Raw genomic sequence first — 15982 nt, 5'->3', positions numbered from 1 at the left:
TTATGAGAAAAACAACCATCAATTGGTTTATTGAGGCTCAGACCTCGATATATCAAATAAAATCTGCAAGAATCCGGGAATTTTTCCGCACTAATCTGTGGGAAAACTTTGTAGGCATTGAAAAAAAATCCGTGCGAATTTGTGCTTTTTTCAGTGAAAATCTAAGAGAGAAATTCAAAAATTCAGCTTTCTCACTTCAGCCTTCTGATTTGAAATTTCAGCTTTCTCACTTCAGCTTTCTGACTTCAAAATTCAACGTTCTAACTTTCTCCCTACTACTTACGCTTTACTTCCCACTATTTACATCTAAGTCAAAAGCCCAATCCCTCGATGACTACCTGATTGTCGCAGCGCAAAACAACCCCGGACTAAAGGCCTCCTACGCCCGCTATGCTGCATCCAAGGAACGAGTTGGGCAAGTTTCACTCCCTGATCCTGAGTTGAGAGTAGGATTTTTCCTTACTCCTATGGAACGATTCATGGGCAATCAGCAAGCTGACATTCAGCTGATGCAGATGTTTCCTTGGTTTGGAATGCTTTCCGCGCAGAAAGAAGAGGCCAATTACATGGCACTTGCGCAATATCAGCTCTTTCTGGAGGAAAAAAATCAGCTGTTCTTTCAGGTCAAATCCACCTGGTACGAGCTGCATCGATTAAACGAAGAGATACGGATAAGCAAGGAAAATCTGGAATACCTGAAAAAATACGAACGTCTCGCCTTGATTAAGTATCAAGCTGCGTCACCAAGTTCTGGCAGTTCCGCTCCGGTGGAGAGGAGTCCTGCTACCAGCATATCAGGAAGTAGCGCTGCTGGAGCATCATCCATGAACTCGATGGGTTCGGGTACCTCACCAATGCCAGCCACCTCCCCTTCTTCGATGAGTGGCGGCGGTATGGAGGCAAGCTCAGGTTCGGGCATGAGTGATGTCTTGCAGATTCGAATCGAAATGAAGGAGCTCGAAAGTAATCTGGTGCAGCTGGAGGCAGATTTGGAACCTTTGCAAATCAAGTTCAACCAACTCCTCAATCGGGAAATTCGAGAGGAGATTCAGTTGGCAGGAGTGCTTTCGCCTGCAAGTTTGAATGAGGAAAAACTCGAAATTCTGGACAGCATCAAAAGACATAATCCTATGCTGGCCATGTATGATTCCGAAATGTCAGCCTACGAGCAGCAGGCCAAAATGGCAAAATTCGACGGACGGCCCATGCTCGGTGCAGGAGTAAACTACATGCCCTTCAAACCCCGAATGGAAGATGGCATGATGATGGGCGGAGAAAATATGGTCATGCCGATGGTAACGATGACTTTGCCGATCTATCGTAAGAAAACCAATGCCAAAATCAGGGAGTCGGAATACCTCAAAGAAGCCGCCTCCCTATCCCGTCAAAAAACCGAAAACCTACTTACCATGGAATGGGCAAATGCTTTTCGGGATTGGGAAGATGCAGAACGGAAAATTGAACTTTACACGGAACAGGTGAAACTTGTCGACCAAACTATCAATCTCCTGCTAACCGCCTTCAGCAGCAATGGACGGGATTTTACAGAAGTTCTGCGGGCACAGCAGCTTTTGCTGGATTACCAACTCAAACGCATCAATGCAATCAATCAGCAATATCAAAGTCTTGCTATGCTGGAAATGCTCGCTTCATCAGATGCTCAACTTAAATAAGATTTTATTATGCAAAAGATATTCGAAAATAAATTCGCAATTATAGTCATCACCTTGTTGATTGGGGGATTGATCGGCTGGTTAATCAAGCCTGCTCCAACTCAAATGATCTCAGAAGAGGGTCATGATCATGCCCTCGAAAATTTGACTAACCAACTATGGACCTGCTCAATGCACCCTCAGGTAAAGTTGGGCGAACCCGGTGACTGCCCGCTTTGCGGAATGGATCTTATTCCGGTTTCAACAAGTTCCGGTTCTTCCAACCCGATGGCTTATGAAATGACTCCGGAAGCCGTGGCTATGGCTCAAATCCACACCACAAAAATCGGTGGAGTCAATGGTGCAGGAGAACTTTTCCTTACCGGAAAAATTCAGGCGGATGAGCGGGAAAATGCCTCCGTCACAGCCAAATATCCGGGCAGAATCGAGCGCTTGTTTGTCAGCTTTACCGGCGAGGAAGTCAAAGCAGGACAGCGATTGGCCACACTTTATTCCCCTGAGTTACTTTCCGCGCAGCAGGAACTTTTAGAAGCTGTAAAAAGCAAAAACGATTTTCCCGAACTCTATCAGGCGGCGAGAGAAAAACTTAAATTCTGGAAGCTGACCGAAAGTCAAATCAATCTCATTGAACAGTCAGGCCGAGTCACCGAGCAAATAGACATTTTTGCAGATCAATCAGGGGTAGTTGTGCAGCGTAATGTGGCGGTGGGCGATTATGTCAACACCGGAACTGTCCTCTTTAATGTGGTTAATCTGAATAAGCTTTGGGTATTATTAGATGCTTATGAATCAGATTTACAGTTCCTTAACATTGGAAATGAGATTAACTTTACCGTATCTGGATTTCCCGGAGAAGCCTTCAAAGCCAAAGTGACCTTTATTGACCGATTGCTCAATCCAAATACCCGAGCAGCATCTGTTCGTGCCGAAATTCAAAATTCAGGTCAAAAGCTCAAGCCGGAAATGTTTGTCACTGCCAAAATTAAAACGAATGCCAAGTCGGCTGCTACAGGAATTTCTGTTCCGAGAACCGCCGTCCTGTGGTCAGGCAAGCGGTCCGTAATCTACGTCAAAGTGCCGGGTGCAGAATTACCCTCCTTTGAAATGCGAGAAGTGACAATCGGTCCAAGAATGGGTGAAAATTACCTGGTCGAATCCGGCCTTCAGGCAGGTGAGGAAATCGTGACCAATGGGGTGTTTGCGATTGATGCAGCTGCACAACTTTCCGGCAATTTCAGCATGATGAATCGTCCGGAAACCAAATCCTTGGAGGTTTCCGACGAATTCAGAGATCAGCTCACCGCAGTGGCAGATGCTTATTTTCTAGTGAAAAATAGTCTCGTACAAGACAAGTTAGCCGATGCCCAAAAATCGCTGAATTCACTGGACCAAAGTTTGACCAATGTGAATATGAATTTGGTGAAAGGTCAAGCCCATGACCTTTGGATGGGAATCCTGAGTGGAATGAAGGATGCCAAAGCAAAAATAGCTGGAACCAAAGACATCGAGGAAGCCAGAAAGCACTTTTCCATGCTTTCCTTTCACATGTTGGAGGCGACCGAAACCTTCGGATTAAATAAAGCGGTGGTGTACAAGGATTACTGCCCGATGGCCTTTGGAGATCAGGGTGCCTATTGGTTAAGTGAGCAAAAAGACATCACCAATCCCTATTTCGGTGCCAGTATGCTAACTTGCGGGGAAGTCAAACAAACCTACCTCAAAGGACAGCCGGTAATGAATCTAGCAGGAAATTCACCTTCCGTTCCTACAACTCATAATCATTGAGAATATCTAAGACCTGTCAGGTTTTCAAATTGACAGGTCTATACCTTTTCAGACTGAAACTTGAAAGAATCAAAATCTAACACGAATCACATTTCAAATCAGCTCTAATTTCAAATGAAAAAGACCCTATTATTTGCTTCTTTTATCACCTTCGCTTTGTTCTCCTGTGGAGAAAAGGCCACCACAGAAACGAGTCAGGAAGAAACTTTGACATTGAATTAAATTAATGTGAAGGGCGGGCATCTAAGAATGCTCGTTTTCAAATTTCACCAAATTATGAACCGGAAAATTCTTATCACCCTAAGTCTGCTTTTCATGTTTTTTGGATCTACCAAAGCTCAAGAAAAAATCCTGGAACCCCTGAAAGTCTCTCAGATCCGAGGCATCAATGTTTTTGGAAAGCCGGTGGACAACCAGACCCGCTGCGTGCATTGGCACTCCGAACTGGACATCATTGCGATCAAATTCAAATGCTGCAATAAATATTACCCTTGCTTTTCCTGCCATGAAGAAGAAGCAGACCATGAACACCAAGTCTGGCCAAAGACAGAATTTGATCAAAAAGCAATTCTTTGCGGCGTTTGTGGAAATGAATTGACAATAGCGGATTACATGGCTTCCAATAATACCTGTCCCACTTGCAAATCAGGTTTTAATCCAGGATGCAGCAAGCATTATCACTTGTATTTTGAGACGGAAGATGGAGGAAAGAAGGACGAAGAGGCTTCCTCTCAAACTAATAACTGATCAATCCATTGCTCTTTCCTCCTTGCCTTATGAGAAAAAACAACCAATTCTACGCCCGAAGAATCCACCGCTTTTTAGGCGTTTTCATCGGGATTCAATTTCTGTTTTGGACGATTTCCGGCTTATACTTCTCTTGGACCGATATTGATGAAATCCATGGGGATCATTTTCACCAGGATCATATGATGCACATGCCTGCTACCCACTTGGTGAATCCGGCAAGTCTGGACTCAACCCTAGAAATTGCAAGTCTTGAACTTCGATTTGTGAAGCATCAACCTTACTATTGGGTGAATTCAGAAAAATTATACCATGCCCAAACTGGCTTGGCTAAGGGTGGGATTTCCGAGGTTGAAGCCAAAGAAATCGCTAAAATCTACATCAAAGGTGACTTTGAAATCAAATCCGTAGAATACTTGACGGAAACGGGTTCGCATCACGAATACCGAGGTCGCCCACTACCTGCTTGGGCTGTGAATTTTGATCACCCAGAGAATCTTACTGCTTACATCGATGCCAAAAGTGGAAATTTCGAACGGGTTCGTCATCGCAATTGGCGCTGGTTTGACACGCTATGGATGTTTCATACCATGGACTACGCCGGGCGTGACAACTTTAACAACCTTTTGCTGAGGGCTTTTTCTCTTTTTGGGCTTTTTACGATTGGATCTGGATTTACACTCTTCTTTATGACGCTGAAAAAGTCAAAAAAAGCCAAATAGTAGTTTCAAATAACTTTTTTAAAATTCAAAACTTTGGAAAAGTTATAACTCTAGTTTTTAACTATTAAGGCCATTTAGGAAATTAAGATTCAAGTATTCAAGTTAAAAACTCATTCAAAGGCCAGCTCTATAAACTCAATGCCCTTAATTTCTTAATTTTCAAATATTTATGAATTTGAATTCATACTGCTTTAATTTTTTCAGCCTTTTGATTTGATTCTTCTGACTTCCAAATCTCTTGTTTCTTGCCTCTTGCTTCCGATATCTTGATACTTGCTACCAAATACTTGCTACTTTAATTTACTCTTTCCACTTCCTATTGGCCTTTTTTTCAGCCTGGACCTTCTTTGATTTCAAGCGATCTTCTATCGCTCCTTTGCCGGGTCGAGTAGCTTTTCGGACCTTCTTCTTATGAAAGGCTGATTTCAGCGTATCATAAAATTTCCTGATCACCAGTTCTTTATTCTGAATCTGTGAGCGCTTTTCCTGACAGGAAAGATTCAGATTTCCCTCCTGATCGATCTTGTTTTTAGCTTTTTGAAGCAAAGTCAATTTCTCTTCTTCAGTCAATACCGAAGATTTATTCACGTTAAAGCTCAGCTGAACTTTAGTTTCGAGCTTGTTTACATTTTGCCCACCCGGTCCGCCACTTCGGGCAGTTTGGAATTGGAGTTCCGGTAAAAAGTCTCCGTCGGCTATTCGTTTTTCGAGGGACATTGGGTTGTAAAGTTTGGAAGTTGCAAGGTGGCAAAGTTAGGACCCAACTTTACAACTTTCACACTTTGCAACCTTACAACTCTTTTAATTTATCTTCACGAACTTATTGAAACCAAATCGACGTTTCATCCCCGTAACCTAATGGACCTTGAATCCATTAATTATTACTTATGCAAAAAAAAACAAGAGTCGTTGTCGGTCTCTCCGGCGGAGTCGACAGCAGCGTTGCTGCCAAATTATTACTAGATCAGGGCTACGAAGTCATCGGCATGTTTATGAAAAACTGGCACGATGAATCCGTCACCATCTCCAACGAATGCCCTTGGATGGAAGACTCCACTGATGCGATGCTAGTTGCAGAAAAACTGGGCATTCCCTTTCAAGCCATTGACCTAAGCGAAGAATACCGGGAGCGCATTGTGGATTACATGTTTTCTGAATACGAAGCCGGCCGAACTCCCAATCCCGATATCCTTTGCAATCGGGAAATCAAGTTTGATATTTTCTTAAAAGCTGCGCAAAAGCTCAAAGCCGACTTTGTGGCCACAGGTCATTATTGCCAAAAAGGTGAAATCGAAGTAGATGGAAAGCCCGTGTACCAGCTTCTGGCAGGTGCCGATCCCAACAAAGATCAGAGCTATTTCCTTTGTCAGCTTTCTCAGGAGCAACTTGCCAAAGCTCTTTTTCCTATCGGTCATTTACAAAAACCGCAAGTTAGGGAAATGGCCAAAGCGGCTGATCTGATCACTGCCGAAAAGAAAGACTCACAAGGACTTTGCTTTATAGGAAAAGTGCGCCTGCCGGAATTTCTTCAGCAACAATTGAAACCTAAAAAAGGAAAAATCATTCAAATTCCGGATAATTTGGAAATCTATCAAAAACTTCAAGTTCCTGCAGGAATCGAACCTGAAGATTGGGATGAAGAAACATTGAAATCCCTTTCTCTTCCCATTCATTACTCAACGGATCAGGGAAAAGTACTGGGTGAGCACAATGGTGCACATTATTTCACCGTGGGCCAGCGTAAAGGACTGCAGGTCGGCGGAACCGGAAAGCCACTTTTCGTGATCGCTACCGATACACAGGAAAACGTGATTTACACGGGTTTGGGAGAAGATCACCCAGGCTTGAACCGCTTTGCCTTATTTGTCAAATCCGATCAAATCCATTGGATCAGAGAAGATTTAGCTTTAATGCCCGGACAAACAGCTGAATATATAGCTCGCATTCGATATCGTCAGCCACTATCCAAATCAACGTTGATTATGCGGGAAAATGGACTCTTTGTGATCTTTGAAAATGCTCAAAAAGGCATTGCTTCAGGTCAGTTTGTGGCTTGGTATCAGGGTGAAGAGTGTATAGGTTCTGGGACGATATTTTAAATCACCACAGAGAGCTCTGAGAAATTAGGAGTTTCTTAGTCAAACTCTAAAATGGACTTCAATCCTAAAAACTGAAATCGGCCTTTTTGAGGTCTCAGAGAAGGCTTTTGTTGCATTTAAATTGTCGATACAACTTTCTTTGCGCCCTCTCAATTTTCCTCCGCGGACTCCGTGGTTAAAAACCCATATGCTAGACATCCTCTTCGAAGACGAACACCTAATCATTATCGACAAGCCTGCCGGATTGCTGGTTCACCGGACCCGACAGGCTTTTGGGGAAGACGAAAATGCGCTAATCCAACTTCGCGATCAGATCGGATCTTGGGTTGCACCAGTCCATCGATTGGATCGGGCCACAAGTGGAACTTTACTTTTTGCAAAAAATGAAGAAGTTTTACCCCTTCTGAAGGCGCAGTTTAGTGACAGAAAAGTGGAAAAAACTTACTTATGCATAGCGCGAGGCATCCCTTCAGAAAAAGAAAACTTCATCGATCATCCCCTGACCAGTGAACGATCCGGTAAACTTCAGGAAGCTCAAACCAAATACAAGGTACTGACAGAATCAGAAATCCCGTTTAACTCCACGGGGCGCTACCCTACGAGTCGCTACAGTTTGCTCGAAGTGGGCTTATTGACCGGACGGACACATCAGATCCGAAGGCATTTAGCACATGTCCGGCATTACATTATCGGAGACAAAAAGCACGGTGACAATAAGCAAAACATCTTTTTCGAAAAGCAATTTGGCTTGAACAACCTTTTGTTACACGCCTGGAAGATATCCATAAATCACCCGATCACCGGAGAAAAAATTATGGTCTCCTGCCCTGTTCCTGTACATTTCCGAACAATCATGCAAGAACTGGGGTGGAAACCGAATGAAATTCTAGAGACACCGGACTGAAACCGGGATTTAGCACTATTTTTCACCCGCTAATAATTACCCTATGACAAAATCAACACTCACGCTGTGCATTTTACTAGCAACAGGCTCAATCGTATTTGCCCAAAGACAAGAGATTGAAAAAAGCTTTGATGGAAAAGCTGCTGTTGCGGAGTTCACCTATTTGGCTTCCGATGAGCTGATGGGAAGGGACCCTGCACGTCCTGAAATGAAGCTGGCCTACACTTTTATCGCCACACAACTCGAAAATGCAGGTGCTAAACCCCTACTCGGGGCAGATGGATTTTACCAAAACATTCCTTTCCGGGTATCTTCACCACCGAAGTCAGGTTCAATCAAAATAGGCGATTCCGAATTTATCCAGGGAAAAAATATGCTCGTCCTGGATGGGAAATCATTCTCAGGAACCTTTGAATTGGTCGAAGTAGGCTTTGGCACCGATGAAGATTTTGCAGGAAAAGATCTTGCAGGAAAAATAGCCATAACCAATGCAGGCGCACCCGGAAAATTAAGCCCAAATCAACTTTTTGCTGAAGGAAGAAGCAAAACCCTTCGAGCCAAAGAAGCCGGGGCGGTTGCATTGATTGAGCGCTTTAATGTACCTGCTATTCCCTGGCAGTTAGTCTCCGGATTTCTAAACCGACCACAAATGAGCGTGGATCAAGGTTCGGCAAGCGAACTTCCGTATGTATGGATAGAAGATCTCAAAAATAAGATGACCGGTGAAAAACTCAGCGCTGCGACAATAAAGGTGGAAGGAAAAGTGAATACACCGGTAGAAGGCAAAAACGTCGTCGCTTGGATCGAAGGAACCGATCCGAAATTGAAAAATGAATACATCATGCTTTCTGCCCACTATGATCACGTCGGTGTGGGAACGCCGGATGCTGCCGGGGATTCCATTTACAACGGTGCCCGGGATAATGCAGTCGGTACCGTGGCAGTAATGAATGCGGCGAAATTTTTTGCTAAAAATCCTCCAAAACGCTCCATTCTGATCGCACTTTGGACTGCTGAAGAAAAGGGATTATTAGGCAGTGCGTATTTTGCAAATAATCCATTGGTTCCCCTGAATCAAATTGTCTATAACCTCAACATTGATAATGGAGGATATAATGACACCTCTATCATCACCGTCATAGGACTTGGCAGGACAAGTGCTGATTTTCTTTTAGAAGAAGCCGTAGCTGAATTCGGTATTAAGGCGATAGCGGATCCCTCTCCCGAACAGGGGTTGTATGATCGTTCGGATAATGTGAATTTTGCAAGAAAAGGAATTCCAGCTCCGACTTTTTCCTTGGGTTTTACTGCATTTGACGATGAGATTCAGAAATATTACCACAAGGCTGGTGATCATGTGGATAACTTTGACCTGGATTATGCACAAGTGTATTGGAAGTCTTACATTTTAAGTGCACAAAAGATTGCCAATTGGGATCAAAGACCTGTTTGGACTCCCGGAGATAAGTATGAAGAAGTCAGCAAAGCGCTCTATGGAGATAACTAGTTTTAATTAGACACGAGACTTAGCTATAAGACAAAAGCCCGATTTCGGATTGAAATCGGGCTTTTTTAGTGTTTTGGATATTCTACCAATTAAAACAACTTGGTAAGTTCTACTATTTGAGTCTAACGTCTTAAATCTTGCGTCTTATTACTTAATACTAGATACTTTCAAAAAAGCATTCCCGCTATCGTTGCAGTCATCAGGCAGGCCAATGAGGCTGCTGCCAAAGATTTGAAACCCAATCGACTCAAATTTCCTTGCTGGTTTGGAGCAATGATTGAAATGCCTCCCAACTGGATAGCAATCGAGCTGAAATTAGAGAACCCGCATAGCGCATACGTGGCAATCACTACAGACTTGGTGCTCAGTGATCCAGCCTCTTTCATTTCTGCCAGACTGAGATAGGCCACAAATTCATTGATGACCGTCTTTTGTCCCAGAAGGCTACCCACCTGCAAAGTATCTACCCAATCCACACCGATCACCCAGGCAAATACCCGGAACATTTGTCCAAAAATATATTCCAAAGAAAAACCTTTGAATTGACCGTTGGTCGAGTTTTCCACCAAAACATTCAGGCCGGTATACTCTCCGATCAAGCCGCTTAGTCCAAAGTTGATTGCAGCGATCACCGCAATAAAGGCCAGTAGCATCCCTCCTACATTCAATGCCAATTTTAAGCCTTCTGAGGCACCGATGGACATAGCATCAATCAGATTTACTCCAATGGCCTCTTCGTTGACTTCCAGCTTATCCTGCTTGATTTCTTTTTCTGTTTCGGGTATAAAGATCTTGGACAAAACGATGGCCGCAGGTGCGTTCATGATACTTGCACCCAAAAGATAGGCTGCGAATTTACTTTGCTCTTCCAAGTTATCCCCTCCCAAAAACGCCACATAACCGGCCAAAACCCCACCGGCAATAGTTGCCATCCCTCCAGTCATCAGACACATCAGCTCAGATTTACTCATGGTGGGAATAAAAGGCCGCACTAAAAGCGGTGCTTCAGTCTGCCCAAGAAAGATATTTCCGGCCGCAGAAAGTGATTCCGGGCCCGAAAGCCGCATTGTCCGAGCCATGACCCAAGCTATCCCGTAGACGATTTTTTGCAAAATCCCCAGGTAATACAATCCTGATGAAACCGTGGAAAAGAAAATAATGGTAGGAAGTACTTTAAACGCGAAAATGAATCCGAAGCTATCACCTGCCAAATCACCGAAAATGAAAATTGCTCCGGCTTCGCTAAAGCTCAAGAATTTCACAAAACCCTCAGAAAGCAATTCAAAACCGGCACGGACGAATTCGACTTTGGTGATCAAAAATCCAAAAACCAGCTGTAGCGATATCCCGATTACAACCAGTCGCCAGTCTATCTTTTTTTTATTACTTGAAAAAATAAAGGCTACCAATACGATAATCGCCAAACCAAAGGTTCCTCTCAAATAGTCCATGAAATCTAATTAAATAAACGAAGCGCTAAAAATAACCCAAACAAGGTCAAGAAAAAAGCCCGAAAATTTCCGGGCTTTGAATGAATCAATTTCTCTTATTTATTTCGTCTCTAATCCGTGCTGCTCGCTCATAATCTTCATTCGTTATCGCTTTCTCCAGAAGCTGATTGAGTTTGTCCAAACTAAAATCTTTAAGCGACCCTTCTTTCTTTGAAGGTACTTTTTGAGTCTCTGGGGTAGTTTCCTTTCTACTTTCCAGTTTCTTATCCTCTTCAGTAAATTCGATTGCAGCTTCCGACATTACTTTTTCGGCACATAAAATATGGGAAGAAAATCTGACTGCTATAGCAATAGCATCAGACGGACGACTGTCAATTTCGACATTCGTAGAACCACTTTTGCAATGAATTTTTGCATAAAAGACCCCTTCCTTCATATCTGAAATGACGATTTTATCAATCTCAAATTTGAAACTATCTGCAAAGGATCGGAACAGATCATGTGTCATCGGACGGTTGGGAATTATTTTCTCAATCTCAATAGCAATGGCCTGAGCTTCAAACATCCCAATTACGATTGGCAATCTCCGACTTCCATCCACCTCTCCCATGACCAGAGTGAACGACCCTGATTGGGAATGATTGGACGAAAGTCCCAAAATCTCCAGTTCTACAAGTTTTTCCACAAAAATTAAAGTTCTTCTTTAAGTGCTGCTGTTAGTTTGGGTACTACCTCAAAAGCATCTCCAACAATCCCGTAATCGGCAGCTCTGAAAAATGGCGCCTCAGGATCTTTATTGATCACTACGATACACTTTGAGGAGTTCACACCTGCAAGATGTTGAATAGCGCCTGAAATTCCTACAGCAATATATAAACTAGGCGCAACTTTTACCCCTGTTTGTCCTACGTGCTCATGATGTGGTCTCCATCCAAGGTCAGAAACAGGCTTGGAGCAACCCGTAGCAGCACCCAGCGTTTTGGCCAGTTCTTCTATCATTCCCCAATTTTCAGGACCTTTCAGACCCCGTCCACCAGAAACTACAATATCCGCTTCAGGTAGCAAAATCTCTCCCGTAGCTCGTTCCGTATTGGTAATTTTCGAGGCAAAGTCGGATTCAGAAAGGGTTACCGCTAATTTTTCAACGGATGCTTCCCCACCATCAGTCTTCAAATCTACTGCATTTTTCTTAACTGCCAGAATTTTGTTTTCTGTGCTGATGGTCGTTTCTGCAAAAGCTTTACCTGTGTAGATACTTCTTTTCACTACATATCCTCCGGAAGTATTGGGAAGTTCTACCACATTTGAAACTAACCCAGCATTCAATTTAATCGAAAGTCTGGCGGCTACTGCATCCCCGAGGGAAGATTTCGCCATGACCAGTGTTTTAGCTCCCACGGAAGAAAATGCCTGCGACACCGCAGTAGCATGAGCCTGAATCACTCCATCAGTTAATCTGGGATCATCTGCATGCAACACTTTTGAGGCTCCCGCTTTGCCTACAGCAACCAACTCTGCGCTTCCAATAGTACCTAAAGCTACGGCAACCACATCTCCCTCACCCGTCTGGGCTGCCAAGGCATTGGCAAAAGAAACAGCCTCCAGACTGGTTTTTTTTACTTTTCCTTCAGCATGTTCTAGATATACTAAAATTGACATAATATCTTGATTTTATGAATCTTAAAACTAAATAATTAAAGTACTTTCGCTTCGTTTTTAAGCAATTTTACCAACTCAGCTACATTGTCTTTGTCCACCAGTTTCACAGACCCTTTGGCAGGAGGTAACTGGTAGCTGCTGACTTCGGTTTGGGTTTCGTCGGATATAGGCTCTACCACCTTCAATGGTTTGGTCCGAGCGGACATAATCCCGCGCATATTTGGAATTTTCCATTCTGCTATCGGTTCCTGGCACCCTGCGATCAGGGGAAGTTGGGCTTCGAGCATTTCTTTACCGCCTTCGATTTCGCGTGCCATTTTCACTGTTTTTCCATCTACTTCTAATTTCATAACCGGGGAAAATGACGGCATTCCCAGCAGTTCACCGACCATACCATGAACCATCCCACCATTGAAATCAATTGATTCACGACCCATCAAAATCAAATCATACCCGCCTTCTTTGGCATAATGTGCGATTTGCTTGGCTACAAAAAATGAATCTTTGGGAAAAGAATTGACGCGAATCGCATCATCTGCACCTATGGCTAGGGATTTTCTTAAGGTCGGTTCCGTCTCAGCTTCTCCCACATTTATTGCAGTCAAGGTGCCACCTGTCTGATCTCTGAGCTCCACAGCTCTTGCGAGTGCATAATCATCGTATGGTCCGATAATAAACTGAACTCCGGTGCTATCAAATTTGGTATTGTTGGCAGTAAACTGAATCTTGGAAGTCGTATCCGGTACGTGGGTGATACAAACAAGAATCTTCATTGGTTTAGAGTTAGGTTATATTAAATTTATTTGCGTGAAAATAACAGGCTACCTTCAATAAAAAAACTATTCATGGGCAATTTGGAAAGGGTGCATTTACTTCGGGAGTACATTAAAGAAGAACCTGAAAATCCATTTAATCGGTATGCTTTAGCATTGGAAATCAAAGAAATAGATCCTGATGAGGCCTCCGAAATATTGGACTTTTTACTCCTAAACCATCCAAGTTACCTCCCTGTTTATTTTCCTTCAGCTCATTTCTTTTTTGAGCTAGGTCAAATAGAAAAAGCAAAGGAAATATTTGAAAAGGGAATTCATTTGGCACAAAGTCAAAAAGAAGAAAAAACACTCAAAGAGCTGAAAAATGCCTATCAGAATTTCCTATTTGAAAACGATCTGGATTAGACTGGTTTCCACTGAGTTTAGTACAAGATCCAGGTGATAATTGCCGATTATTTACTTATTTTAGGCTTATCTCACCATTTAAAAAGCTATGATCTCTCAGAAAGAAATGCTGGAACATTTTTTACCCCTGATGGAATCGCAGGGTAAACGATACAAGAAGAAAAGTCTGGTCCGGGCCAAAAAAGCCGAACCGGGATTAGTCGTAGTGACCCGCACCAGCGATGGAATAGAAACCAAAAATACAGCGGAAAAAGGCGACTGGTTTGTTGAAAATCAGACCTCTGCCAAAGAAAGCTACCTCATCAAAGCAGAAACTTTTGAAAAAAAATACAGCTTGTTGGATTCACTTGGAAATGGATGGGGATGCTATCGTCCAAAAGGAGAAATCTCCGCAATGAAAGTCTCCGCACAGGATTTAGAAAATCTTGGTGCGCAGGATATCTTAGAATTTCAGGCTCCTTGGAAAGAATCCATTGTCCTCAAGCCAGGCGATTTTTTGGTGATTTCTTTGGAGAAAAGTGAAATTTATCGCATTGCAAACAAAGAATTTATCGAAACCTATGAGCAAATTCAACCTACCAAAAGCAAACAGGAAGGGATTTGATGATACTCAAAGGAACATTTTAAATCAAATGGAGTACGGTGTACACCTTGAAAAAAATAATCTAATGGTGAAGATGGGTTTAATAAAACCTCATTCCTCTTTGGCCTAACGGCTTCGGTTTATTTCCCCAGTGAGCGTTCCCACTCACTGGTCGAAATTAAAAACTTCAATATCCCAACACCTTCAGCATACTTTCCTCCGTCTGATCTTTGGCAAAAAGGCGATGCGTGATGTTGCCGTTTTCATCCCGATCAATCAAGACATGCTTGGGTGCTGGAATCAAACAATGTTGGATTCCGCCATAACCGCCAAGTGACTCCTGATAGGCTCCGGTATGGAAGAAACCAATATACTGTTTTCTGCCGGGTTCGATTTTGGGTAGGTAGATGTTGTACTGGTGTGCTTCAGAGTTGTAGTAATCCATGCTGTCACAGGTCAAGCCGCCAAGCGAAATCCCCTGATAGGTTTCATCCCAATTGTTGACTGCCAGCATGATAAACTTTTGATTTAATCCCCAGCTATCAGGCAATTGGGTGATAAATGATCCGTCAATCATGTACCAGAGTTCCTTGTCGTTTTGGAGCTTTTCTTCCAAAATCGAGTAGAGTACTGCCCCACTTTCTCCTACTGTAAAGCTGCCAAACTCAGTGAAAATATTCGGTTCGGTCGTGTTGTTTTTGGCACACATCCACTTGATATTTTTGACGATCTGATCAGCCATGTATTGGTAATCGTAATCGAAAAACACATTGGTCTTAATCGGCCAGCCTCCACCGATATCCATGGTGTCCAAGGAGGGAGCGATCTTTTTCAGATCCACATATTTCTGGATAAATCGGGTCAATTCTGACCAATAATAGGCCGTGTCCTTGATTCCTGAATTGATAAAAAAGTGAAGCATCTTCAGGCTCACCAAAGGATTATCCTGGATTTTTTCTTCGTAAAGCTTCAGGATATCATTGTATCGAACACCCAGCCTGGAAGTGTAAAAGCCAAATTTCGGTTCCTCGTCCGCCGCGATACGAATACCTACCTGAAAGGGCACTTTCACATGCTCCAGGTAATAATCGATCTCACCGATATTATCCAAGATTGGAATACAGTTCGTAAAACCATCATTTAATAGCTCTGAAATGTATTTTTTGTAAAGTTCGCGCTTAAACCCATTGCAGATGATGTGGGTGTCTTTGGTGATTTTCCCCTTTGCATAGAGACTACGAACCAAAGGAATGTCGAATGTCGAGGAAGTTTCGAGGTGGATGTCGTTCTTCAAAGCCTCATCCAAGACAAAGCTGAAGTGCGAAGATTTGGTACAATAGCAATAGGTGTATTTCCCCTGATAATTATGCGTTTCCATGGCATTGCCAAAATAGGTTTTGGCGTTCTGGATGCTTTCTGAAATCTTTGGCAAATAGGTCAGCTTAAGCGGCGTGCCATAAGTTTCGATGATTTCCATCAGGTTGACTCCATTGAAGTAGAGTTGATTGTCTTCTACATGAAACTCTTTGGTGGGAAAGTCAAAAGTCTGTTGGATCAGGTCAATATATCGGTTCATTTACCAGGGGTTTGATTACGCAAATTAGGCTGCAAAAATTGCGCTTTTATCGGGGGATATCAAATTGTAGATGAAAAAACCCCGGCTTCATTTCCCCT

The 15982-nt window shown here is 43.0% G+C and carries 15 protein-coding genes; 9 read left to right on the top strand and 6 right to left on the bottom strand.

Going from position 1 to position 15982, the window contains the following annotated elements:
* The first annotated feature begins 2 nt into the window (after window positions 1–2).
* From C4S61_RS13960 to C4S61_RS13945, 4 genes are all read left to right on the top strand, one after another.
* Window positions 3–1673 (top strand): TolC family protein, encoded by a 1671-nt coding sequence (locus C4S61_RS13960; RefSeq protein WP_160111254.1) that lies wholly within the window; start codon window positions 3–5, stop codon window positions 1671–1673.
* Window positions 1674–1682: 9 nt separating this feature from the next.
* Window positions 1683–3458: an efflux RND transporter periplasmic adaptor subunit gene (locus tag C4S61_RS13955; protein ID WP_103925426.1), complete on the top strand. Its 1776-nt coding sequence runs from the start codon at window positions 1683–1685 to the stop codon at window positions 3456–3458.
* Window positions 3459–3734: 276 nt separating this feature from the next.
* A complete protein-coding gene (locus tag C4S61_RS13950) occupies window positions 3735–4205 on the top strand; it encodes a CHY zinc finger protein (RefSeq protein ID WP_103925452.1) in 471 nt (156 codons plus the stop codon).
* Between the two features lie 29 nt (window positions 4206–4234).
* The gene (locus tag C4S61_RS13945; RefSeq protein ID WP_103925425.1) at window positions 4235–4927 is read left to right on the top strand and encodes a PepSY domain-containing protein; all 693 of its coding nucleotides are present in this window, start codon (window positions 4235–4237) and stop codon (window positions 4925–4927) included.
* A gap of 300 nt (window positions 4928–5227) precedes the next feature.
* Here C4S61_RS13945 and arfB read toward each other — a convergent pair whose 3' ends face one another.
* A complete protein-coding gene (arfB, locus tag C4S61_RS13940; protein ID WP_103925424.1) occupies window positions 5228–5644 on the bottom strand; it encodes an alternative ribosome rescue aminoacyl-tRNA hydrolase ArfB in 417 nt (138 codons plus the stop codon).
* A gap of 170 nt (window positions 5645–5814) precedes the next feature.
* Between arfB and mnmA the strand changes: the two genes are divergently transcribed.
* The 3 genes from mnmA (at window position 5815) to C4S61_RS13925 (ending at window position 9437) form a co-directional block, all read left to right on the top strand.
* Window positions 5815–7026: a tRNA 2-thiouridine(34) synthase MnmA gene (mnmA, locus tag C4S61_RS13935; RefSeq protein ID WP_103925423.1), complete on the top strand. Its 1212-nt coding sequence runs from the start codon at window positions 5815–5817 to the stop codon at window positions 7024–7026.
* 187 nt (window positions 7027–7213) lie between these two features.
* Window positions 7214–7930, top strand: coding sequence for a pseudouridine synthase (locus C4S61_RS13930; RefSeq protein WP_103925422.1), 717 nt, complete (start codon window positions 7214–7216; stop codon window positions 7928–7930).
* Between the two features lie 43 nt (window positions 7931–7973).
* Window positions 7974–9437, top strand: a complete 1464-nt coding sequence (locus tag C4S61_RS13925; protein WP_103925421.1) for a M28 family peptidase — start codon at window positions 7974–7976, stop codon at window positions 9435–9437.
* A 167-nt stretch (window positions 9438–9604) separates the two neighbouring features.
* On the opposite strand, the gene C4S61_RS13920 is transcribed toward C4S61_RS13925, so the two are convergent.
* The 4 genes from C4S61_RS13920 to C4S61_RS13905 all read right to left on the bottom strand — a co-directional run bounded on the left by C4S61_RS13920 (window position 9605) and on the right by C4S61_RS13905 (window position 13320).
* Window positions 9605–10888 (bottom strand): NupC/NupG family nucleoside CNT transporter, encoded by a 1284-nt coding sequence (locus C4S61_RS13920; RefSeq protein WP_103925420.1) that lies wholly within the window; start codon window positions 10886–10888, stop codon window positions 9605–9607.
* 85 nt (window positions 10889–10973) lie between these two features.
* Window positions 10974–11573, bottom strand: a complete 600-nt coding sequence (locus C4S61_RS13915; protein ID WP_103925419.1) for a bifunctional nuclease family protein — start codon at window positions 11571–11573, stop codon at window positions 10974–10976.
* 5 nt (window positions 11574–11578) lie between these two features.
* On the bottom strand, window positions 11579–12547 hold the full coding sequence (locus C4S61_RS13910; protein ID WP_103925418.1) for an electron transfer flavoprotein subunit alpha/FixB family protein: 969 nt from the start codon (window positions 12545–12547) through the stop codon (window positions 11579–11581).
* 35 nt (window positions 12548–12582) lie between these two features.
* A complete protein-coding gene (locus tag C4S61_RS13905; RefSeq protein ID WP_103925417.1) occupies window positions 12583–13320 on the bottom strand; it encodes an electron transfer flavoprotein subunit beta/FixA family protein in 738 nt (245 codons plus the stop codon).
* Window positions 13321–13392: 72 nt separating this feature from the next.
* On the opposite strand from C4S61_RS13905, the gene C4S61_RS13900 reads away from it, so the two are divergent.
* Entirely contained in the window at window positions 13393–13725 is a 333-nt protein-coding gene (locus tag C4S61_RS13900; protein WP_103925416.1) for an enzyme of heme biosynthesis, read from the top strand.
* An 88-nt stretch (window positions 13726–13813) separates the two neighbouring features.
* Window positions 13814–14329: a hypothetical protein gene (locus C4S61_RS13895; RefSeq protein WP_103925415.1), complete on the top strand. Its 516-nt coding sequence runs from the start codon at window positions 13814–13816 to the stop codon at window positions 14327–14329.
* Between the two features lie 166 nt (window positions 14330–14495).
* Here the strand turns inward: C4S61_RS13895 and C4S61_RS13890 are convergent, their stop codons facing one another.
* On the bottom strand, window positions 14496–15884 hold the full coding sequence (locus tag C4S61_RS13890; protein WP_103925414.1) for an arginine decarboxylase: 1389 nt from the start codon (window positions 15882–15884) through the stop codon (window positions 14496–14498).
* Window positions 15885–15982 lie beyond the last annotated feature (98 nt).

This window comes from Algoriphagus boritolerans DSM 17298 = JCM 18970 (genome assembly GCF_900108085.1).
Classification (GTDB): Bacteria; Bacteroidota; Bacteroidia; order Cytophagales; family Cyclobacteriaceae; genus Algoriphagus; species Algoriphagus boritolerans.
The sequence above is the reverse complement of the archived record's forward strand: the minus strand, read 5'-3'. Positions and strand labels throughout refer to the sequence as shown.

What these genes read in the sequence shown, in the direction of transcription:
- C4S61_RS13920 (WP_103925420.1), bottom strand. Translation starts at nt 10,888, where the DNA reads ATGGACTATTTGAGAGGAACCTTTGGTTTGGCGATTATCGTATTGGTA.
- C4S61_RS13900 (WP_103925416.1), top strand. Translation starts at nt 13,393, where the DNA reads ATGGGCAATTTGGAAAGGGTGCATTTACTTCGGGAGTACATTAAAGAA.
- C4S61_RS13955 (WP_103925426.1), top strand. Translation starts at nt 1,683, where the DNA reads ATGCAAAAGATATTCGAAAATAAATTCGCAATTATAGTCATCACCTTG.
- C4S61_RS13930 (WP_103925422.1), top strand. Translation starts at nt 7,214, where the DNA reads ATGCTAGACATCCTCTTCGAAGACGAACACCTAATCATTATCGACAAG.
- C4S61_RS13925 (WP_103925421.1), top strand. Translation starts at nt 7,974, where the DNA reads ATGACAAAATCAACACTCACGCTGTGCATTTTACTAGCAACAGGCTCA.
- arfB (WP_103925424.1), bottom strand. Translation starts at nt 5,644, where the DNA reads ATGTCCCTCGAAAAACGAATAGCCGACGGAGACTTTTTACCGGAACTC.
- C4S61_RS13905 (WP_103925417.1), bottom strand. Translation starts at nt 13,320, where the DNA reads ATGAAGATTCTTGTTTGTATCACCCACGTACCGGATACGACTTCCAAG.
- C4S61_RS13950 (WP_103925452.1), top strand. Translation starts at nt 3,735, where the DNA reads ATGAACCGGAAAATTCTTATCACCCTAAGTCTGCTTTTCATGTTTTTT.
- C4S61_RS13910 (WP_103925418.1), bottom strand. Translation starts at nt 12,547, where the DNA reads ATGTCAATTTTAGTATATCTAGAACATGCTGAAGGAAAAGTAAAAAAA.
- mnmA (WP_103925423.1), top strand. Translation starts at nt 5,815, where the DNA reads ATGCAAAAAAAAACAAGAGTCGTTGTCGGTCTCTCCGGCGGAGTCGAC.
- C4S61_RS13960 (WP_160111254.1), top strand. Translation starts at nt 3, where the DNA reads ATGAGAAAAACAACCATCAATTGGTTTATTGAGGCTCAGACCTCGATA.
- C4S61_RS13945 (WP_103925425.1), top strand. Translation starts at nt 4,235, where the DNA reads ATGAGAAAAAACAACCAATTCTACGCCCGAAGAATCCACCGCTTTTTA.
- C4S61_RS13890 (WP_103925414.1), bottom strand. Translation starts at nt 15,884, where the DNA reads ATGAACCGATATATTGACCTGATCCAACAGACTTTTGACTTTCCCACC.
- C4S61_RS13895 (WP_103925415.1), top strand. Translation starts at nt 13,814, where the DNA reads ATGATCTCTCAGAAAGAAATGCTGGAACATTTTTTACCCCTGATGGAA.